The organism is Enterobacter sp. JUb54, assembly GCF_014298075.1.
Classification (GTDB): Bacteria; Pseudomonadota; Gammaproteobacteria; order Enterobacterales; family Enterobacteriaceae; genus Klebsiella; species Klebsiella lignicola.
Genome location: NZ_CP060418.1, coordinates 4,044,174 through 4,064,793, shown reverse-complemented (window position 1 = coordinate 4,064,793; position 20,620 = coordinate 4,044,174). Strand labels below are relative to the sequence as shown.

The 20,620-nt window shown below is 60.5% G+C and carries 19 protein-coding genes; 5 read left to right on the top strand and 14 right to left on the bottom strand.

Going from position 1 to position 20,620, the window contains the following annotated elements:
- Both HF679_RS18715 and HF679_RS18710 read left to right on the top strand, forming a co-directional pair.
- Entirely contained in the window at positions 1-303 is a 303-nt protein-coding gene (locus HF679_RS18715; protein ID WP_123757043.1) for a PTS lactose/cellobiose transporter subunit IIA, read from the top strand.
- A gap of 156 nt (positions 304-459) precedes the next feature.
- Positions 460-1,839 (top strand): carbohydrate porin, encoded by a 1,380-nt coding sequence (locus tag HF679_RS18710; RefSeq protein ID WP_123757042.1) that lies wholly within the window; start codon positions 460-462, stop codon positions 1,837-1,839.
- Positions 1,840-1,904: 65 nt separating this feature from the next.
- Here the strand turns inward: HF679_RS18710 and phnV are convergent, their stop codons facing one another.
- From phnV to phnR, 5 genes are all read right to left on the bottom strand, one after another.
- Positions 1,905-2,702, bottom strand: a complete 798-nt coding sequence (phnV, locus tag HF679_RS18705; protein WP_187042284.1) for a 2-aminoethylphosphonate ABC transport system, membrane component PhnV — start codon at positions 2,700-2,702, stop codon at positions 1,905-1,907.
- A 2-nt stretch (positions 2,703-2,704) separates the two neighbouring features.
- Positions 2,705-3,565 carry a 2-aminoethylphosphonate ABC transporter permease subunit gene (gene phnU / locus HF679_RS18700; RefSeq protein ID WP_123757040.1) on the bottom strand — a complete coding sequence of 287 codons (861 nt, stop codon included), beginning with the start codon at positions 3,563-3,565 and terminating at the stop codon, positions 2,705-2,707.
- A gap of 2 nt (positions 3,566-3,567) precedes the next feature.
- A complete protein-coding gene (gene phnT, locus HF679_RS18695; RefSeq protein ID WP_123757039.1) occupies positions 3,568-4,677 on the bottom strand; it encodes a 2-aminoethylphosphonate ABC transport system ATP-binding subunit PhnT in 1,110 nt (369 codons plus the stop codon).
- Positions 4,678-4,682: 5 nt separating this feature from the next.
- On the bottom strand, positions 4,683-5,696 hold the full coding sequence (gene phnS / locus HF679_RS18690) for a 2-aminoethylphosphonate ABC transporter substrate-binding protein (RefSeq protein WP_123757038.1): 1,014 nt from the start codon (positions 5,694-5,696) through the stop codon (positions 4,683-4,685).
- Positions 5,697-6,695: 999 nt separating this feature from the next.
- On the bottom strand, positions 6,696-7,415 hold the full coding sequence (phnR, locus tag HF679_RS18685) for a phosphonate utilization transcriptional regulator PhnR (protein ID WP_123757037.1): 720 nt from the start codon (positions 7,413-7,415) through the stop codon (positions 6,696-6,698).
- A gap of 141 nt (positions 7,416-7,556) precedes the next feature.
- Here phnR and phnW point away from each other — a divergent pair, with 141 nt between their 5' ends.
- Together phnW and phnX are read left to right on the top strand one after the other, a co-directional pair.
- Positions 7,557-8,660, top strand: a complete 1,104-nt coding sequence (phnW, locus tag HF679_RS18680) for a 2-aminoethylphosphonate--pyruvate transaminase (RefSeq protein ID WP_187042283.1) — start codon at positions 7,557-7,559, stop codon at positions 8,658-8,660.
- 9 nt (positions 8,661-8,669) lie between these two features.
- Positions 8,670-9,479: a phosphonoacetaldehyde hydrolase gene (phnX, locus tag HF679_RS18675; protein WP_123757035.1), complete on the top strand. Its 810-nt coding sequence runs from the start codon at positions 8,670-8,672 to the stop codon at positions 9,477-9,479.
- Positions 9,480-9,532: 53 nt separating this feature from the next.
- Here phnX and nepI read toward each other — a convergent pair whose 3' ends face one another.
- From nepI to HF679_RS18660, 3 genes are all read right to left on the bottom strand, one after another.
- Positions 9,533-10,714, bottom strand: a complete 1,182-nt coding sequence (gene nepI / locus HF679_RS18670) for a purine ribonucleoside efflux pump NepI (protein WP_123757034.1) — start codon at positions 10,712-10,714, stop codon at positions 9,533-9,535.
- A 154-nt stretch (positions 10,715-10,868) separates the two neighbouring features.
- Positions 10,869-11,390 carry an SRPBCC domain-containing protein gene (locus HF679_RS18665; protein ID WP_187043070.1) on the bottom strand — a complete coding sequence of 174 codons (522 nt, stop codon included), beginning with the start codon at positions 11,388-11,390 and terminating at the stop codon, positions 10,869-10,871.
- A 114-nt stretch (positions 11,391-11,504) separates the two neighbouring features.
- Entirely contained in the window at positions 11,505-11,957 is a 453-nt protein-coding gene (locus tag HF679_RS18660) for a DUF1198 family protein (protein ID WP_187042282.1), read from the bottom strand.
- 229 nt (positions 11,958-12,186) lie between these two features.
- Between HF679_RS18660 and HF679_RS18655 the strand changes: the two genes are divergently transcribed.
- Positions 12,187-13,092 (top strand): LysR family transcriptional regulator, encoded by a 906-nt coding sequence (locus HF679_RS18655; RefSeq protein ID WP_154144377.1) that lies wholly within the window; start codon positions 12,187-12,189, stop codon positions 13,090-13,092.
- Between the two features lie 44 nt (positions 13,093-13,136).
- Here the strand turns inward: HF679_RS18655 and uhpT are convergent, their stop codons facing one another.
- The 6 genes from uhpT to fucP all read right to left on the bottom strand — a co-directional run bounded on the left by uhpT (position 13,137) and on the right by fucP (position 20,595).
- Positions 13,137-14,531, bottom strand: coding sequence for a hexose-6-phosphate:phosphate antiporter (gene uhpT / locus HF679_RS18650; RefSeq protein ID WP_123757030.1), 1,395 nt, complete (start codon positions 14,529-14,531; stop codon positions 13,137-13,139).
- 138 nt (positions 14,532-14,669) lie between these two features.
- Complete coding sequence (locus HF679_RS18645) at positions 14,670-15,998, bottom strand: MFS transporter (protein WP_123757029.1); 1,329 nt, start codon at positions 15,996-15,998, stop codon at positions 14,670-14,672.
- Positions 15,999-16,007: 9 nt separating this feature from the next.
- Entirely contained in the window at positions 16,008-17,489 is a 1,482-nt protein-coding gene (uhpB, locus tag HF679_RS18640; RefSeq protein WP_174509664.1) for a signal transduction histidine-protein kinase/phosphatase UhpB, read from the bottom strand.
- Between the two features lie 27 nt (positions 17,490-17,516).
- Positions 17,517-18,110 (bottom strand): transcriptional regulator UhpA, encoded by a 594-nt coding sequence (uhpA, locus tag HF679_RS18635; protein ID WP_123757027.1) that lies wholly within the window; start codon positions 18,108-18,110, stop codon positions 17,517-17,519.
- A gap of 143 nt (positions 18,111-18,253) precedes the next feature.
- Positions 18,254-19,267 (bottom strand): aldose 1-epimerase family protein, encoded by a 1,014-nt coding sequence (locus HF679_RS18630; protein ID WP_187042281.1) that lies wholly within the window; start codon positions 19,265-19,267, stop codon positions 18,254-18,256.
- 11 nt (positions 19,268-19,278) lie between these two features.
- Complete coding sequence (gene fucP / locus HF679_RS18625) at positions 19,279-20,595, bottom strand: L-fucose:H+ symporter permease (protein ID WP_123757025.1); 1,317 nt, start codon at positions 20,593-20,595, stop codon at positions 19,279-19,281.
- Between the last annotated feature and the right edge of the window lie 25 nt (positions 20,596-20,620).

Genomic DNA, 20,620 nt, shown 5'->3' with positions numbered 1-20,620 from the left:
ATGATCGAACTAGAAGAAGCGGTAATGGAAATTATCGTGAATGCGGGACAGTCACGCTCATTATGTTTTGAAGCGTTACACGCAGCCCGCAACGGTAATATCGACGAAGCCAAATTACTCCTTAATGAAGCCGATGGTTATGCCCGTCGCGCGCACCAGATGCAGACCCAGCTCATCGAGCAGGATGCCGGTGAGGCGCGCCAGCCGATGACCTTAATCATGGTGCATGCGCAGGATCATTTAATGAATTCACTGCTTGCCCGTGAATTTTCAGAAGAGATGATTCATCTGTATCAGCGTTAATTTATTAATAAAACCACACTGAATAATAAGTCCCTTTATTCTTCAGCGTAGCTGTACCCTAAATAAACCGGATCAGCTTGCCCCGATCATGATATTTCATTCGGAGCGGGATGGTTATTGTCTGAACATCAATAAAATATTAAATGTGAGATAACCATGAAAACAATAAAAAGACTGCCATTAGCCATGGCGGTAGTCGCCGCGCTGTGCCCAGTTTCCGTACTCGCACAAGATTTTACTCAGGACCAAATCGACGCCATTGTGGCAAAAGCTGTCGATAAAGCGCTGGCCGACCGTCAGGCCAAAATCGATGCCGCCGCCGATAAGAAAGTGGATGTGGTGACCAACCCGCAAACCACCGCCGCCTCCCCGGATATGGCGATTCCGTTCGGCCTCAAATTCAGCGGCTACGCCCGTTACGGCGCGCAGTTCCAGACCGGCGACCAGAAATTTGTCGGCGTTGACGGCTCCTATAACGGCGCCTCGGCGATCGGTCGTCTGGGTAACGAAGGCAACGGCGGCGAATTCCAGATCACCAAAGCCTTTAAGAGCAGCCAGGGCGCGATCTGGGATATCAACGTGATGTTCGACCACTGGAGCGACGAAGTTAACCTGAAAAAGGCCTACGTCGGCGTGACCAACGTGCTGGAATCCAACCCGAACGCCTATATCTGGGCCGGTCGTGACTTCCACCAGCGTCCACAACAGGGCATCAACGACTACTTCTGGATGAACCACGACGGCCAGGGTGCCGGGGTGAAAAACTTCGATATCGGCGGCGTGCAGTTTGACGTGGCGACGGTCTCGCAGGTGGAATCCTGTAGCCCGGAAGTGATGGCCGATGAGTCGAACCCATCGCGCATCACCTGTACCGGCGGTTCCGGCACCGGCGACGACGGCCACTACGCGCTGACTTCGAAAATTCACAACATGAAAGCCGGCCCGATCGATGTTGAGGTGTACGCCAACTACGGCTTCGACTCGAAAGCGGTGGATGGTGATGAACGCCTCGATGCCTGGCAGGGCGGCCTGGTGCTGAGCCATACCAACGACAGCGGCATCAACAAGGTTATCCTGCGCTACTCCGATAATTCGGATAACAGCGTGTATAACAAAACCGATGACCTGACGACGGTGTACGCCAGCTTTGAAGGCAGCCATAAGTTCACCCAGCAGGCGCAGGTCGATTACCTGTTGGCATTCCACGATTATGACGACGGCAAAGACAATACCGACAACCGTAAGAACTACGGCGTGATCGTGCGCCCGATGTACTTCTGGAACGAAGTACACTCAACCTGGCTGGAAGCGGGCTACCAGCGTGTTGATTACGATCAGGGCGGGGATAACAAAGGCTGGAAGCTGACGCTGTCGCAGAACATCTCTATCGGTATGGGTCCGGAGTTCCGTCCGATGCTGCGCTTCTACGTTACCGGCGGCCAGGTCGATAACAAACATACCGCGAAAGTGAACAACACCAACGACAACCAGCTGGACTCGTTGAACGTCGGCGGGATGTTCGAAGCCTGGTTCTAAGATCCGTTCCCGGGCCGCGGCATAACGCCGCGCCCGGACACCTTCGGCATAACACCGGTGTGACGTTATTTCTGACTCAGGCGACGCGCGATACGCTCAAGCTTGATCATCAGTAATAGCGTCACCCCCGCCAGAACGATGGTGAGCGCCGAACCATCCGCAATATTGCCGCGGTCGGTCAGGCTGAAAATCGTTACCGGCAGCGTCGTCCAGCCCGGCGGATAGATCATCACCGTAGCCCCCAACTCCCCCATCGACAACGACAGGCTCAGCGCCAGCGCGGAGATCATCCACGGCATCATCAGCGGCAAAGTCACATGGCGCAGGCGGTATCCCGGCGATGCGCCCAGGCTTGAGGCAACGTTTTCAATATCCGGTGAAATACGCGCCAGCCCGGTGGAAACGTTGCTGAACGTAAAGGCGGAAATCAGTACGAAGTGCGCCGCCAGCACAATCCCGAAGGTCCCGTTCATCTGCAACGGCCCCTGGCTGAAGGCCACCAGAATCCCCAACCCTACCGATACCGACGGGATCGCGCTGGGCAGATAAAACGCCAGCCCCAGATAACGCTGCAGGCGGGCGCTGAACTGGCGCAGAGAGAGCGCCGCCCACATGCCGCACAGCAGGGCAAACAGGCTGGCGCAAAAGCCCACCACCAGGCTGGAGAACAGAGAATCCCAGGCGGCGCCCCGAAACGCATTCACAAAATGACCGAAGGTAAACCCCGACGGCAGCAGGCCGTTCCACTGCTGGCTCAGGCTGGACATCAGGATCGCCGCCAGCGGCAGGAAGAAAAAGCCGGCAAACAGCACGACTGCCAGCCCCCCCGCCGCCGCACGGCCTTTACGCGACCAGATTAACATCGTTAGCTCCTCACGCCGGTACGCGCGGCGGCTAGTCGGTAGAGCATAAACAGCCCCAGCGACAGCAGAATATTGATCAGCGCAATCATGCAGGCCACGCCGTAATCGGACTCAAGAATCGCCTTGCTGTAGACCATCATCGGCAGGGTATTCACCCCTTTGGCACCGATAAACAACACGATACCGAACTCGTTGGTGGTCAACAGCAGACACAGGCTGCCCCCCGCCATCAGCGCCGGGAGCGCCGCCGGAAAAATCACCTGGGCGATCACCCGCAGCGGATGGGCCCCGAGAATGCTGGCCGCCTCCAGCTGGCTTTTATCGATCTGCCGCAGCCCGGCCATCAGCGGGCGCATCACCAGCGGCGTGAACACGGTGATTTCCGCCAGAATCACTCCCTGAATCGAGTAGAGAAAATCGATCGGCGGCAAGGCGAAATCGAACAGCGACATCAGCGTGCCGTTCAGCAGTCCCGCTGACCCGTAAATAAAGGTGAAGGCCAGGGTGATCAGAAACGTCGGCAGGGCAATAAAGGTGTCGATCACCCGGCCAATCAGCGCGCTGCCGGGGAACGGAATAAACACCAGAATCAGCGCCAGCAGGCTGCCGAGCAGCAGACAGCCGAGGGTGGCGCATACCGCGATTTGCAGGGTGTTCAGCAGGGCGCCGATAAAACGCCGCGAGTCGATGACCTGCCAGAAGGTCCCGAGGCTCAGATGACCGCTGTCATCGCGCAGCGCCTGTTCGGCAATCAGCAGCAGCGGGTAGAAAAACAGCGTCGCCAGTACCAGCAGCGGCAGCAGTAGCCACAGGAAGGGCCGCAGGTTCAAGGCCGGGCGCGAAAGCGTGAGCATATGCGACATCGTTACACCTCAATCAGTACCGCATCGTTCGGTTCAAAGTAAAGCGTCAGCTGGTCGCCCGCCCGGGGCAGCGGATTGACGTGCGTCATCACGATGCGCACCGCTTCACCGGCAACGTCGCACAGCAGATGGGTCAAATCGCCCTGCCAGTGCACCGAGGTCAGCGTGGCGTGGAGCCGGTTACTGACCGCCGAACGGGGAACCAGGCTCATATGCTGCGGGCGAATACACAGCAGCTTGTTATGCCCGTGCTGCCCGCCCTGGCTGAAGGCCTGAATCAGCCCGCCGCCGCAGCTGACGCTGACCAGCCCAGGGCCGGCCATATCGCTCAGTGCCGTGGCCTGCAGGATATTGGCGCGCCCGAGGAACTCGGCGCTGAAGCGGTTCGGTGGGTTGTGATATAGCTGATGGGTCTCCCCGTGGGCGATCATCGAGCCGTCTTTCATGATGCCAATCTTGTCCGCGAGGGTCAGGGCTTCGGTCTGATCGTGGGTGACATAGAGAATGGTCAGCTCCGGCAGTTCGCGATGCAGGCGCGCAATCTCCTCCACCATGTTGTGGCGAATTTGCGCATCCAGCGCCGACAGCGGTTCGTCGAGCAGCAGCACCCGCGGGCGCACGGCAATGGCCCGAGCAATGGCGACGCGTTGCTGCTGGCCGCCGGAAAGCTGGTGCGGATAGCGGGTGGCGTAGTCCGCCATCCCGACAATCTTCAGCGCTTCCTTGACCCGGTCGACGATCAGCGCTTTTGGCTGCTTTTGCGCCCGCAGGCCGAAGGCGACGTTGTCTTCCACCTTCATGTGCGGGAACAGAGCGTAGTTTTGCACCACCATCGCCAGGCCACGCTTGTAGGGCGGCAGCCCGGTGACGTCGGTATCGCCGATCAGAATGCGCCCGCCCGCCGGTTGCACAAACCCGGCAATCGCCCGCAGCACCGTGGTTTTTCCGGAGCCAGACGGGCCGATCAGCGCCAGCACTTCCCCCGGTTCAATGGTCAATGACAGCGGTTTCAGCACCACGTTGCCGTGATAGGACACGCGCAGTGCGTCGAGGGTTATCCCGGAGGTCCCCGCCTGCGCCGGGGAGTGGGAAGCAGTCGTTTTCATCAGCATCAGGCTTACTCGCTGTCGGTCACTTGGTGCCAGCGGGCAATATCTGCCGATAGCGATCCGGCCACATCGTCCCAGTTCGGTTCCCAGCTTTTCACGCCGTTGAGCGCCGCTTTTGCCGCCTGGTAGTTTCCGTCGGTTGGCGTGACATCGCTGCGCACCGGCAGGCCCCAGGAGAGCGCGCTGACGTGGCTCTGCGCCGGTTTATCCAGCAGGAAGTTGATCAGCTTTTTGCCGTTTTCGCTCTGCGGACCATTTTTGACCAGGCCGACGGTGTACGGCAGGGCCAGGGCGCTGCGTTCGCCGTTCTCGTCCGCCGGCCAGAAGATTTTCACGTTGGGGTTGCGGGCAATCTGCGACAGGTTCATCTGCAGGTCGCCGTTAGCCACAAACAGTTCACCTTTATTCACCAGCGCGGTCAGCTTGCCGGTGGAGGCGGACGGGCCGACGTTATTGGCCTGCAGTTTGCCGAGATAGGCAAAGCCCGCCTCTTTGCTGCCGAGGCTGTGGAAGGCCTGCAGCATCACCGCGGTCCCATCGCCGGCCTGGCCTGGGGTGGAGTACTGGAGTTTGTTTTTGAAGCTGCTGTCCAGCAGCGCCTGCCAGCTGGCCGGGGCGCTTTTTAACAGCTGGCTGTTATAGATGAAGGTCAGGTAGTTGTTCACCAGCGGCGAGTAGTGGGCGTTGGCGCCGGGGATTGCGTCGCTGCCCTGCGGGGTAAATTCGGCGAGCAGGTTTTCTTTGGCGGCGCGCTGGATAAACGGCGGCACGGTGACCAGCACATCGGCCTGCGGGTTGGTCCGCTCTTTCGCCAGGCGCTCGACGATCGCCCCGGAGCCGCCTTCCACATACTGCACTTTGATGCCCGTCGCTTTGGTGAAGGCGTCGAACTGGTTCTGATACCAGCTGTTGTCGCCATCATGCAGGCCGTCAGCAGAATAAACCGTGACCACGCCATCGGCCCACACCGGGGTGCTGGCGAGTGCGAAAGCGGAGAGCAGAGCAAGTCGGGAGAGTTTCATCGTATCAGCCTCATTGGGTGGTGATGTCAAATGGTCTATACCAGATTGAATGTCACGCTACCGGGGATTTATGACAGAACGATGAACGAAGTGTGTCCGGTGGATGAAAAACGGAGGCAACAGAGAGGGAGAGCAGCGCGTGGAATTTCCCCGGAGGCGGCGCCTTCCGCGCCTTGTCCGGGCTACCTGACTACCCAGCGGCAAGAATCGTAGCCCGGTCAGCGCAGCGCCACCGGGGAAAAGGCCGCGCCCAGAGCCACGTGGATGCGATGAATCGTAGCCCGGTCAGCGCAGCGCCACCGGGGAAAAGACCGCGCCCAGGGCCACGTGGATGGGATGAATCGTAGCCCGGTCAGCGCAGCGCCACCGGGGAAAAGACCGCACACAGGGCCATGCGGATGCGATGAATCGTAGCCCGGTTAGCGCAGCGCCACCGGGGAAAAGACCGCGCCCAGGGCCACGCGGATGCGATGAACCGTAGCCCGGTCAGCGCAGCGCCACCGGGGAGAGGCCGCACCCAGAGCCACGCGGATGCGGTGAACCGTAGCCCGGTCAGCGCAGCGCCACCGGGGAAAAGACCGTGCCCAGAGTCACGCGGATGCGATGAACCGTAGCCCGGTCAGCGCAGCGCCACCGGGGAAAAGACCGCGCCCAGAGCCACGTGGATGGGATGAATCGTAGCCCGGTCAGCGCAGCGCCACCGGGGAGAGGCCGCGCCCAGAGCCACGCGGATGCGGTGAACCGTAGCCCGGTCAGCGCAGCGCCACCGGGGAAAAGGCCGTGCCCAGAGTCACGCGGATGCGATGAACCGTAGCCCGGTCAGCGCAGCGCCACCGGGGAAAAGACCGCGCCCAGAGCCACGTGGATGGGATGAATCGTAGCCCGGTCAGCGCAGCGCCACCGGGGAAAAGACCGTGCACAGAGTCACGCGGATGCGATGAACCGTAGCCCGGTCAGCGCAGCGCCACCGGGGAGAGGCCGCCCCCAGGGCCGAAAAAATCAGTGGGTATCGACTTCGATGCGCAAGCTGTCGTGACGCCAGTACTCGATATCGTAATCAAGAATGCGCCCGTGCTGATCGTAGTTGAGGCGGCGCAGCAACAGCGCCGGACGCCCTTCCATCACCCCCAGCACCTGCGCGGCCTGCGGCGGCATTGAGGTGGGATAGAACGACAGATGCATGCTGGTATATATCAGGTCGTAATGAGTCTGATAAATCTCGGTCAGGCTGCCGTTCAGGTCGTGACGCAGCAGCTCCGGCACGCGCGCCGGCAGACAGTGGTTTTCGCTGTAGCAGATCGCCCGCCCGTCGGCGTAGCGCAGGCGCGTCAGCAGGTACACCTGATCGAACGGCTGTAGCGCCAGCGGTGCCATCACATCCAGCGGCACCGCCGCGAGCCGGCCATTCAGCAGCACCGTTTTCGGCTCCCGCCCCTGCTCCAGACACAGCTTGTGGAAGTTGGTATTTTGCGTCGGGTCCAACCACAGGCGCTCCGGCGTCACAAACCAGCCGCGGCGATCGGCACGATAAATCACGCCGCTGGCCTCCAACTGCGCCAGGCTCTCACGCACCGTAATCCGCGTGGTGTTGAACAGGCTGCACAGTTCGCGTTCTGACGGCAGTTTGTCACCGCTTTTCAACGCGCCGTTTTCGATACGAGCCTGCAATTGCGCCTTAATCAACAGGTATTGCGGCGTCTCGCCAGAGGGTGATTTCATGATGTCTCGCACACAGATTGGATAGCGCCATTATACCCATGGAGATGAATTTTTTGTTGCAGCGCGATCTTTTCTTTGACCTTTTGCCGCCATTATCACCATTATAAAACCAATCTGGTATAGACCAAAATGGTGAGACAAATGACGTCACGTAATTACCTGCTGCTGACCCCTGGCCCGTTAACCACCTCCCGCACGGTGAAAGAGGCGATGCTCTTCGATAGCTGCACCTGGGATGATGACTACAACCTCGGGGTGGTACAGACCATTCGCCAGCAGCTGGTTCAGCTGGCAACGCCTGCGGAAGGCTACACCTCGGTGCTGCTGCAGGGCAGCGGCAGCTACGCGGTGGAGGCGGTGCTCGGCAGCGCGATCGGCGCGCAGGGCAAAGTGCTGATCGTCAGCAACGGCGCCTACGGTGCGCGGATGATTGAAATGGCACAGCGGATGGGCGTCGCCTGTCAGCCGTACGATTGCGGCGAAGTGACCCGCCCGGACGTGGCGGAGATCGAAAAGATCCTGCAGGCGGACCCGGCGATCGGCCATATTGCGATGGTCCATTGCGAAACCACCACCGGGATGCTCAACCCGATTGCCGAGGTGGCAGAGCTGGCGCAGCGCTACGGTAAACGCTATATCGTCGATGCGATGAGCAGCTTCGGCGGCATTCCGCTGGACGTCGCCGCGCTGAATATCGACTACCTGATAAGCTCCGCCAACAAGTGCATTCAGGGGGTGCCGGGGTTCGCATTCGTGATTGCACGGGAAAGCGAACTGGCAGCTTGCGAGGGTCGCTCGCGCTCGCTGTCGCTGGATCTGTATGCCCAGTGGCGCTGCATGGAAGACCATCATGGCAAGTGGCGCTTCACCTCCCCGACCCATACCGTGCTGGCCTTTGCCCAGGCGCTGAAAGAGCTGGCCGCAGAGGGAGGCGTGAGCGCCCGCCATCAGCGCTACAGCACCAACCAACGTCGGCTGGTGGCCGGCATGCGCGCCTTAGGTTTCCAGCCGCTGTTGGAAGACAGCCTGCATTCGCCGATCATCACCGCCTTTTACTCGCCGAAGGCGCCGCAGTACCGCTTTGAACGCTTCTATCAGCAGCTTAAGGCTCAGGGCTTCGTGATCTATCCGGGGAAAGTCTCGCAAAGCGACTGCTTCCGCATCGGCAATATCGGCGAAGTCTACGACGCCGACATCACCGCCCTGCTGACCGCCATCGATAACGCCATGTACTGGAAACACTGAGGAACCGCCATGAACCGTATTACCGCACTGATTCTTGACTGGGCCGGCACCACCGTGGATTTCGGCTCCTTCGCGCCAACCCAGATTTTTGTCGAAGCCTTCCGCAAGGCGTTTGACGTCGAGATAACGCTGGCGGAAGCCCGCGTTCCGATGGGGCTCGGCAAGTGGCAACACATTGAAGCGCTGGGGCAGCTACCCTCGGTGGATGCCCGCTGGCAGGCGAAATTTGGCCGCGCGATGAGCGCCGACGATATTGACGCGATCTACGCCGCGTTCATGCCGCTGCAGATTGCCAAAGTCGTCGATTTTTCTGCACCCATCGCCGGCGTTGTCGACACCATTGCCGCCTGTCGCGCCGATGGCCTGAAAATTGGCTCCTGCTCCGGCTACCCGCGCGCGGTCATGGAGAAGCTGATCCCCGCCGCCGCCGCCCAGGGCTACGCCCCGGACCATTGGGTGGCTACCGATGACCTGGCCGCCGGCGGGCGTCCCGGCCCGTGGATGGCGCTGCAAAACGTCATTGCCCTCGGCATTGATGCCGTCGCGCACTGCGTGAAGGTCGATGATGCCGTTCCGGGTATTACCGAAGGGCTGAACGCCGGGATGTGGAGCGTCGGGCTGGCGGTGTCCGGCAACGAATTTGGCGCGACCTGGGAGGAATATCAGCAGATGACGACAGAAGCGATCGCCACCCGTCGTGAACAGGCGGCTGAAAAACTGTATGCCGCCGGGGCGCATTATGTGGTCGATACCCTGGCCGATTTGCCGGGCGTCATTGCCGACATCAACGCCCGTCTGGCAAGAGGTGAGCGCCCGTAGTCCTGGCTCGCGTGCCCCCGGCAGCGGCCGCAACGCCGTGCCCGGGCGGCACGTTACACCCGGACTTTGGTGGCGACCAGCAGCCCGGTCAGCAGCATCAAGGCCCCGGAGATGACCAGCGGCGACAGCAGACCGAGATGGTCCAGCGCCACGCCGCCCACCGCCGCGCCACAGGTGTTTGCCAGCTGGATCACCGCCACCTGAATCGACCCGGCTTTTTCCGCCTGATCGGCAAGAGAGCGGGTGATCCACGTTGACCAGCCCACCGGAATCAACGCGAAGGCGAGACCCCAGATAATCGCCACCGTCGAGGCCACGATTTTGCTTTCCCCCCACAGCACCAACACCGCCGCGCTGACCGCCAGCACCACCGGCGCAATCGCCAGCGCCGCTTTGACCGAACGCTTGAGCAGCACGGAGGAGAGCGAGGTCCCGACGAAGCTGGCGATGCCGAAGCTCAGCAGTACCAGCGTCAGGCCAGAGACATCAAAGCCGGCGAGGTTCATAAACACCGGGCGGATATAGGTAAAGAAGGAAAACTGCCCGGCAAAGGCCATAAAGATGGCGCACATGCCGGCCATCACGCCGGGGCGCTTCAACAAGCCAAACATGTTTTGCTGTTGTGACGGGGATTCGCCCGGCAGTGAAGGCAGCGCCTTGATCACCCAAATCGTACACACCACGCCCATCACCGCCGCAGCGTTAAAGACGTTACGCCAGCCGATAATCCCGCCGAGGAAGCTGCCCAGCGGCGCGGCGATCACCAGCGCAATCGACACCGCGCCAAAGATAATCGACAGCGCTTTCGGCACCACCCGCATTGGCACAAGGCGCATCGTCAGCGAAGCCGACATCGCCCAGAAGCCGCCCAGCGCCAGCCCCAGACAGGCGCGGCCCAGCAGCAGCAAGGTGAAGCTGTTGGCGAAGGAGACCAGCAGGCACGAGAGGGTCAGCAGTACGGAAAACAGAATCACCACGTAACGACGGTCGGTGCTGCGGATAATCGAGGTAATAAACAGGCTGGAAAACATCGCCACAAAGGCGGTCGTGGTGACCGACTGCCCGGCGACGCCTTCAGAGATACCTAAATCCTGAGCCATCGGCGTGAGCAGGCTAACCGGTAGAAACTCCACGGTAATCAGGCAGGCCACGCAGAAGGCCACCGCGAATACCGCCGACCAGTTCGGTCGCGCAGTCTGGTGAGCATGTGGCGTGGAGGCATTTGAAGACGTCATGGGTTACCTGCATGGTTGGAGAGCGGAAAAGCTGCGCAGTGTAACATTTTGTGTGTGACTAATTTAACAATTCAATTACGAGAAGCTTGATTATTGCCGGTAAAACGGCTGGCAAGCCGGTCAGACAAGGCTTGCCAGCGCACAGAATGCTAAATTAGCCGCGCTGTGCGTTTTTGGCCGCCGTAGCCAGGCCGCAAATCCACTCCTGATGGCCGTTGATCATCGGGTTCGGCAGCGTCTGCGCCAGCGCCTGTGCCGGAGCCCCTTTCTGTGACTCCTGGGTCAGGATGCGCACGCGGCCGCCGGGCAAATCTTCGAACAGCCAGGCGTGGATCACGTCCAGCCGCGTGGTTGCATCCCCTTCAGCCCAACCGTGCCACGCGACGCGCGCCGCCTGTCCGGCCACCGGTGGAACATATTCGGTTACCTGCGCTTCGATCGGGAAGCCGAAGGTTGAGAAACGGAAGCGGGCGTTGGCGCTCAGCGTCGGGCCGCTGCCGTCATGAAAACGGATATCGGCCACGTTGCTGTAGTAGGTGGGCCATAAGGTAGTGTCATCGAGCTGCGCCCAGATTTCCGCCGCGGTCAGGCCGCTGACGATGATTTCATTGGAGGCAAAGTTATCGGTTGTCCCCGGCAGGTAATCTTCCGGCCAGACGATGGCGCTTTGGTGCATTGACTGTTTCATAAGAGACCTCGTAACGGTGAGATTTAACGAGGTCAATCATCTGCCGGGAGGTGATATAAATCTAATCATCATCATTGATGATGATTATCACAGGTGGTGATATCAGTGCAGCCAGTGGACACCATCTTGCGGTAAAAACAAGGCGTTATAGCGCTGTTGCAGCAGGACTATATCGCTCAGTTCCGGGTCCAGCTCGCGTAAAAACCCTTGGGCCAGACGGATCTGGGCGTCGGTGATCGGCGCCGCCAGGCGGGCCTTTTGCATCAGCCGATACCAGTAGTGCAGATTGCGCTCGCTGCCGTCGACGATCCCCACCTGCCAGATCAGCAGGACCTGGGCGGCGTTTTGCAGATGCGCCTCATTGGGGCGTTCAAGATAACGCAGATACTCGTGACCGGCGGCTTTCCCCAGCGCATCGATCATCGATTCCAGTGGCTCCGGGGTAATGCCCAGGCGCTCGCTCAGGCGGCGAATCGCACGGCGTGAATCAGAGGTAAGTACCCGAAAACCGACAACAAATACGACCACCAGCGTGGCCAATCCTATCCAGACCATTCATCCTCTCATTCTCTATCCGTCATACTTCACGCTGCAGATGCGTTGGCTACGCGCGTTCACCCCGGCCAGACGTTATCTCTGCCTCAGGGGAGCCGCTCCCTTGCCGCTTTCCTGTAACCTGAATGAGTGAGGGTATCCCGCATCCTCACTATCATAATGGGAATTTGCGCGCTGTCGACTCCCCGGCGTACCATAATGTGACTTATCGTCGCTGCGGATAGACATCATGAAATCTGATATCAGAAACCTCGATCTGAATCTGCTGAAAACGCTGGATGCGCTGCTCGATGAACGCAGCGTGACCCGGGCGGCGGCGCGGCTTTCGCTGACCCAGCCGGCGGTCAGCGGCATGCTGACGCGCCTGCGGGACGCCTTTAACGACCCGCTGTTTGTCCGCGCCCCGCACGGCATGGTGCCGACCCTGCGCGCGCAGGCGCTGGCGTTGCCGGTAAAGCAACTGCTGGCGGATGCCGACGCGCTGCTGCAGCCGGCCACTTTCGATCCGCAACGGGCCGAATTAACCTGGACGATAGCCGCCACCGATTACGCGCTGAAAGCGGTGATCGTGCCGTTTATCGCCGCGCTAAAGCCCCTGGCGCCGGGTATCCGGGTGCGCATTATCCCGGAATCGCCGCAAACCCTGTTCAGCCAAACCGAACGCGGGGATGTTGATATTGCCCTGCTGACGCCCCGCTCCACGCCGCCCGAACTTCACAGCCGGGCGCTGTATCAGGAAGAGTACGTGTGTCTGATGCGCGCGGACCATCCCCAGGCGGCGGAGCCGTTAACTCTGGATCTGTTCTGTACGCTGGAGCACGTGCTGGTCTCCTGGCAGGGCGATAGCTTTCGCGGTGTGACCGATGAGGCGCTGGCGGCGCTGGGACGGTCGCGGCGGGTAGGGCTGTCGGTCAGCAGTTTTCTGGTGCTGCCGGAGGTGCTGGCGGTCAGCAATATGATTGCGGTAGTGCCGCGTCGGCTGGCGAAAATGGCGAACGGAATGCGCATCGCCCCGCCGCCGCTGGCGATCCCCGGCTTTACCAAAAGCATGGCGTGGCACGAGCGTAGCCACCGCGACCCGGCGCAGCAGTGGCTGCGGGAACTGCTGCACCAGACTGCCCAGTTGGAGAGATAAAAAAAAGCCCGGCGCTAAGGCCGGGCAAGGTTACCAATACGCCATCACTCGGCGGTCTGCAAAATCTGTTTCTTTTTCTCGCGGCGAATTTTACGTTCTTCGAAGACCGCCACGATGGCCATCAGGCAGATACAGCCGATAGCTGCCGCATCCAGCGCCGCAAAGGTGCCGGCCCAGCCGGTCAGGCCGAATACCGGCGTGCCGTCGGCAATCATCCCCAGCCCCAGCTTGGCGAAGCTGTCGCCGATCAGATAGGCAAAGGTGCCTTTGATGCCATCGGCTGCCCCGATCGCTTTTTTCGGCACGAAGCCCACCGCGGCAACCCCGATCAGCAACTGCGGACCGAAGACCAGGAAACCTAAAGCAAACAGCGACATCAGGTAGACGTACTGGTTGCTGGCATGCTGATAGACGCCGAGGGTAGCGATGATTAACGCCAGCGCGACGCAGGCCACCAGCGCCCGACGACCGTTCGCCAGATCCGACAGCCAGCCCCACAGCAGCGTGCCGACCAGCGCGCCCACTTCAAACAGGGTAAAGCCCTGAATCGCCACCTCTTTAGACAGCTTCAGCTCCTGGAAGGCATAGACCGTCGACCACTGGTCGATACCGATACGCACCACGTAGAGGAAGATGTTGGAGAAGCACAGCAGCCAGATGACTTTGTTTTTCAGCACGTACTCGACGAAAATCTGCCATTTGGTCATGGCGTTCTCTTCGGTCTCTTTATCTTCTTCGCTGATCTCTTCGCCGAACAGCTCTTCGGCGTTGCCGAGGCCGTAGGATTCCGGGGAGTCGCTACCAAAACGCAGGCCGATAAAGCCGACAACCAGCGCGATAATCGACGGGAAGATGAACATGCCGATGACGTGGCCGTCGAACAGATAGTTCGCCCCGAACAGCGCCACGCCCGCCGCCCCCGCACCGCCGAGGTTGTGCGAGATATTCCAGAAGCCGAGGAACGTCCCGCGCTTGCGGCGTGGGGTCCATTTGGTGATGGTCGAATAGCTACAGGAGCCGCCGGTACTCTGGAAGAAACCGCTCAGCGCGTAGAAGGCGATCATCAGGAACAAGCTGGTGGAGCCGGCCCCCATGCTGGCGCTAAAGCCGAGCATACAGATGGCGGAGAGGATCAGCATAAACGGCAGGAACTGCTTGGTGTTTTTGCCGTCCGCGTAGTAGGAAACCAGCGTTTTCCCCACGCCATAGGTGATCGAGAAACCAAGACCGATCATCCCCAGCTGGGTCATGCTCAACCCGTAGGTGGAGATCATGTCATTCTGAGCAATGTTAAAGTTTTTGCGGATCAGATACATGGTCAGGTAGCCAATAAAGACCACCAGATAGGACTGCATGAACGGTTTGAACCACATCTTGCGCCGCACGTCGAGCGGTAGGTCTAGCGTGGGTTTGCGCACCTGGTTGAGAAAGGCCAGCATGGGTGACTCCTGATTTGAATACCTGCTTGATGGCAGGCATTGTAAAAATCAGCGACGTAACTGGCCTGAGACAGCGTCCAGGCGAAACCGGGAAAATGTCTTAGTTTTGCCCCGAATGGGGCAAAACAGTGAGGTGCATCACGCTTCGTGCGGCGTTCGCGGCGCCTGGGCGTTTAAAAACGGCAGCAGCAGCAGCGCGGAAATCCCGGCGGCAATGGCAATCACCACGAAAAATCCGGTCCAGTGCCAGCGCTCCAGCACCTGCGCCAGCGGCCAGCCAGAGAGCGAGGCGCCGAGGTAGGCAAACAGCCCAACAAACCCGGTGGCCGCCCCGGCCGCCGCTTTGTGGGAACACTCCGCCGCCGCCATGCCAATCAGCATCTGTGGGCCAAACACGAAGAAGCCGGTGGTGAAGAAGCAGGCCGCCTGCATCACGTAGCTGGCGAAGGGCATCAGCCATAAACCGCCGACCGACAGCAAAATCCCGGCGGCAAAAATCAGGTTCATCGGCCCGCGGTTGCCGTTAAACAGCTTATCCGACCCCCAACCGGCGACCAGCGCGCCGATAAATCCGCCCAGTTCGAACATCGTCACCGCCGAGTTGGCGGTCACCAGATCGACGCCGAGCGTCTCCGACATGTAGAGATTGCCCCAGTCGTTAATCGCCGCCCGCACCACATAAACCAGCACGTAGCACAGCGACAGCAGCCAGATGTAGGGGTTCGCCAGCACGTACTTGTAGAGGATCTCTTTGCGCGTCAGCCCCGCCCCTTCCTGCTGCTGGGCAATCTCCAGCTCGTCGTGGCGCCAGTCGCCCACCGCCGGCAGCCCGACAACCTGGGGCCGGTCGCGCAGCCGCCAGCAGAGAAACAGCCCGGCAAGGATTGCCAGCGTACCGGCAATCATCATCCCGGCGCGCCAGCCGTAGTGCAGCGCCGCCGCGCCCACCACCATCGGGATCACTGCCCCGCCGACGTTGTGCGCGGTATTCCACAGCGCCCACCAGCCGCCGCGCTCGGTACGCGAATACCAGGCCGTCAGCAGACGGGCGCACACCGGCGAACCCCAGCCCTGGAAGAAGGCGTTCAGCGCCCACAGCACGGCAAAGGCCCACAGCGAGGTGGAGAAGCCAAACAGGATATTGACCACCCCGGTGGCGACCAGCCCCAGTCCCATAAAATACCGGGCGTTGGAGCGGTCGCTGACGATGCCGGAGAAAAACTTCGACAGCCCGTAGGTGATGTAAAACAACGTCGCCAGCAGGCCGATATCGCTGCGGGTCAGGACGTTGCTGGCGAGAATTTCCGGTACCGCGGCGTTAAAGCTTTTCCGGGTAAAGTAAAACAGGGCATACCCTAACCAGATGGTCAGCAGGATATGACGCCGCCAGTAGCGATAGCGCTCATCCAGCGCCTGTTTATCGGTAATCGGCGCGGCATCGGGTGGGGATTTCAGCAAGTTCAGCATCATCGCGCCTCAGACATAACGTTGCGGTAGGTTGACGCAAACGCGGGTACCGTGGGTGCAGGAAATCGTCAGGGTCCCGCCCAGGGCGGTGACGCGCTCGCGCATACCGGTCAGGCCAAAGCCCGGCTGTCCGCTGCCCGGCGGCAGTCCGCAGCCATCGTCTTCCAGCACCAGCATCAGCCGCCCGTCCTGCTGCCAGCCCTGCAGCGTCACCGCGCTGGCGCTGGCATGTTTGACGATATTATTCAGCCCCTCCTGGCAGACGCGGAACAGGGTGACGCGCTGGTTTTCACTCAGGGCGGACTCATCGATACGCCAGTCGAGATGGCTGACCATACCGCGGTCCTCCAGCTCCATTTCGCGCATCAGCGAGCGCACCGCCTGTTCAAGGGTCAGGTCGTCGAGCTGGCGCGGACGCAGCCGACCCAGCAGGCGGCGCACCGAATCGTAAACCCCTAGCGACAGCTGTTCAATCAGCTGGCCGCTCTGCTGCACGCCGCCGTTGTGCGGCGCCAGGCGTTGCACAATCCCCGCCTGGGTACGGATGGCGGTGATGGTCTGGCCGATATCGTCGTGCAGCTCCCGCGCCACTTCCCGGCGCACGCTCTCTTCGGTCTCCATCAATCGCTCCGCCAGTCGCCGGTTACGCGCCAGCTCGCTTTGCAGCGACTGGTTGAGTTCGCGCAGGCGCTGGATCCCGGCCCCCAGCAGCAGCCCGGTCAGGCTTTGCGCCAGCAGCGAGAGCAGTAAATCCACCGGGTGATCGTGCCAGGTCTGGCTGGCTATCAGGGCGATGGCGTTCATCAGGGCGGCAATCAGCGCCCCCTGCCAGCCGTAATGCCACGCCAGGGCGATAATCGGCAGCGCAAGGCAGAACGGCGTAAAGCGCGACAGTTCAGCGGGCAGGCCCAGCTGGAGCCACAGGCTGATGACAAACAACAGCAGGTAGCCAATCAGGTGGCGGCCGCGCCAGTTGATCGGCTGCGACACCAGCGACGGGCCTAGCGGCTGCCAGACGGTGCTGGTGAGATAGTGCCAGATAACCAGGCAGGTCGGGGCCAGGGTCAGGCCGCCGGTGAGAGTCAGCAGCAGCGCGTTCAACCCGTCGCTTCCTTCGGCGGCCCACGGCAGCGATTGCAGCAACGCAGCGGTGATCAGCGCAGCCCCCTGACGTAGCAACGTGAGCCAGTCGCGCTGGTGGCGATAGCGCGAAATCAGCGCCACCGGCAGCAGGGTCAGCACCCCACCGATCATCAAAATTAACGGATGCGCCAGCGCCACTTCCTGCGCCAGCCAGAAGATCAGCAGCCACTCGGCACCCAGCAATACCGGCCAGTAGCCGCGCGGGCACTGCAGCATCAGGCCCAAACGCAGGCCGAAGGGGAACAGCAGCACGGCGAGATCTGCGCGGGCAACCAGGTGCAGGCTGATGCTCCACAGGCAGAACCACGCGGCGGAGAAAATACAGAAGCAGCCGGCCACCGAGAGCAGCCGGGAGAGGAGTGGTTTCATGGCCTGCTACTGCCAGCTGTCGAACATGCGCCGCGCCAGCTCGACATCGTTGCTGACCCCCAGCTTTTCCAGCAGGTTCGCCCGGTGGACGTGCACGGTTTTCGGCGACAGCCCTAGCTCGACGGCGATGGCTTTCACCGCCATCCCCTGGGCCAGCTTTTCCGCCACCTGACGTTCGCGTTTGGTCAGCGGATCCTGGCGGCCCGCGGTCAGCTTCAGCGCAATATCCGGCGTCAGGTAACAGCCGCCGGTCGCCACGGTTCTGACCGCAGCAATCAGCTCATCCGGGCTGCAGCGCTTGGAGAGAAAGCCGCGGGCGCCGGCGTTGAGCGCCTGCTCCACCAGCGCCGGGCTGTCGTGCACCGAGAGCATGATGATCCCCATGCCTTTCGGTAGCTGGCTTAACAGCTCGAGGCCGGAAATATCCGGCATCGAAATATCGCAAATACAGACCTGCACACCCCGTCCGGGCAGCCCCGCCAGCGCCTCACGGCCGGAGCCAAACTCAGCGACAACCTGGAAATCCGCTTCCAGCCCCAGCAGCTGGGCAAAACCGGAGCGGACGATAAGATGATCGTCAATAAGGGCAATGGTGGTCATGATGTATCCTGGCGGGTTAAAAAACGCGCTTACCTTAACGATATACACGGCATCCTTCAAGCGGCGTCTGCTTCCCCCAGGCACTGACTTAAGTCAGCGCCTGGGGATTCTCAGACTTGCCGCCTTGCGCAGTGTTATCCGCCTCAGGCGATCCCGGTGGTGACCGAGAAGCTTCGGGTCTCCTGCGGCGCCAGCGATATCAGGCTGCCATTGCGCTGGGCCGCCAGAAAGCCCTCCGGTCGGCAGGTGGCTGGCAGGGCGAAGGCAGCAACCTGCTGATCGCCGTTATAGAGGATCCAGCGGGTGATGTAATTCAGCTCGGCGCTGGAGAAACGCGTGATGAACGTGGTGCCATCGGTGGCGATCATGCGAAATTCCGGGCTGTCGGTGTAGCGATCCAGCTTATCGGCAAAAAAGACAATCTCCGGGTCATAGTACTGCGGCTCATTCAATGTCGCCACCGAGGCTTCCCCCTGCAGCAGACGCTGATTAAACGCCAGCCATGACGCCGTCGGCTGAACATGAGCCGGGACCGATTCGCGCAGCGCGAGCGCCTCGTCGGGGATATTCTGGCTGAAGGTGGCCCCCGCGACGTAGGCATAGTTCATATGGCACATGTACTGGAGCGGCATGGCGACGGACGCCAGGTTGGTCACCGCCATCTGGATATCAAACAGCGCGCTCGCTTTGTGTAATACCACCGCCGGTCGCGCCTCATAGTGATGACCAAAGCCCATCACATATTCGTAGCGCCCCGCCACGCGCAGGCTGTCCGCCTCCAGCTCCAGCCAGGCCTCATCCATTCCGGCGCAGGCCATTTCGCCATGCAGCGGATGGTTGTCCTCCGGCGACGGGCAGCCGTTTGCCAGCAGCCCCGAATGGAAAGCAAAGCAGCCATAGGTCGCCACCACCTCGGTGGCTGGCTTCGGTTGGTGGAACATATTGCGCATGGTCAGGTCATGACCATCAAATTCGGCGTCCCAGATCATCTGCCCCAGCCAGGGCAAAATCACCAGCGCGCCGCGGGCGTTGGCCACCCGCAACCCTTCCACGCCGCTGGCGTAGCGAAAAGCGGTGACCGTGAAGTCATCATTGGCCACAAGAGTGCGCGGCTGCTCGTGAAAGAGCGCGCGCCATAACGGTATACGTGTCGTCATCAACAGACTCCTCAGGATGCGGTAGCTTCGGTCAGCGTGCGGCGCACTTTGCACTCACGCCAGAAATAGACGCCCACGTAGATGAAGCACAGCATCGGCACCAGGAACGAGAGCTGCAGGGAGTGGAACATGTCGGCGATAAAGCCCTGAATCGCCGGCACCACGGCCGCCCCGATAATCGCCATCACAATCACGGCGCCAGCCATTTCGGTGTGTTCGTTATCGACCGTATCCAGCGTACCGGCATAGATGGTGGCCCAGCACGGCCCGAACAGTACGCTGACCAGCACCGCCACGTACACCGCGCTAAAGCTCGGCGCCAGCGCCACGTAGGCGAGGAACAATGCGCCGATAACCGAGTAGAGGATCAGCACTTTTTCCGGCGTAAACCGTGTCATCAAAATGTTGGCGACAAATTTGCCGATAAAGAAGCAGGCGAAGCTGTAGACCATAAAGGTTGAGGCATCACGCTCGTTGATATCGCCCAGCTCCAGCGCGAGGCGGATGGTGAACGACCAGACGGTGACCTGCATCCCGACGTACAGGAACTGAGCGGCAATTCCGCGACGAAAGCGGGCGTTGCTCGCCAGATAGCGCAGCGTATCGGCCGCCGACGGGCGTTTATGGTTTGCGGTCTGCGCGACTTTACAGGTCGGGAAGCGCGTCAGCAGGAACAGCACCATCACCACCACCAGTACCATGATCATGTACTTGTAGGGCTCCAGGGTGTTTTCCAGCATCAGCACTTTAAACTGATGGATCTGTTCCGCGTTCATGCCCGCCATCTGTTTTTCGAGGCTTTCACCGTCGGAAAAGACCAGATATTTACCCAGCAAAATCCCGGCTGCCGCGCCGATCGGGTAGAAGGTCTGGCTGATGTTCAGGCGCAGCGTGGCGTGGCTTTTCGGGCCGATCATCGAACTGTAGGTGTTCGCGGCGGTCTCGAGGAAGCTCAGGCCAATGGCAATGGCGAAAATCGCGGCCAGGAACATGGTGTAGGTTGCCATGTGCGAGGCCGGGAAAAACAGCGTACAGCCGACGATATAGAGCGTCAGGCCAATCATAATCGCAACTTTATAGCTGGTATTTTTAATCACTAATGACGCCGGAATAGCAATTAAGAAATAGCCGCCATAAAACGCACTTTGCACCAGGGCGGAGGCAAAGTTACTTAATGCAAAGACGCTTTTAAATTGCGTAATTAAAATATCATTTAATGCAGCAGCACATCCCCATAACGGGAATAAGCAGGATAACAAAATAAACTGGAACAGAGGGGTTTTATTCAGATAGCCGTCGGGCATCTGAATGATGTTTTTATCGTTCATAGTGCTACCTTTTACCATGCAGGGT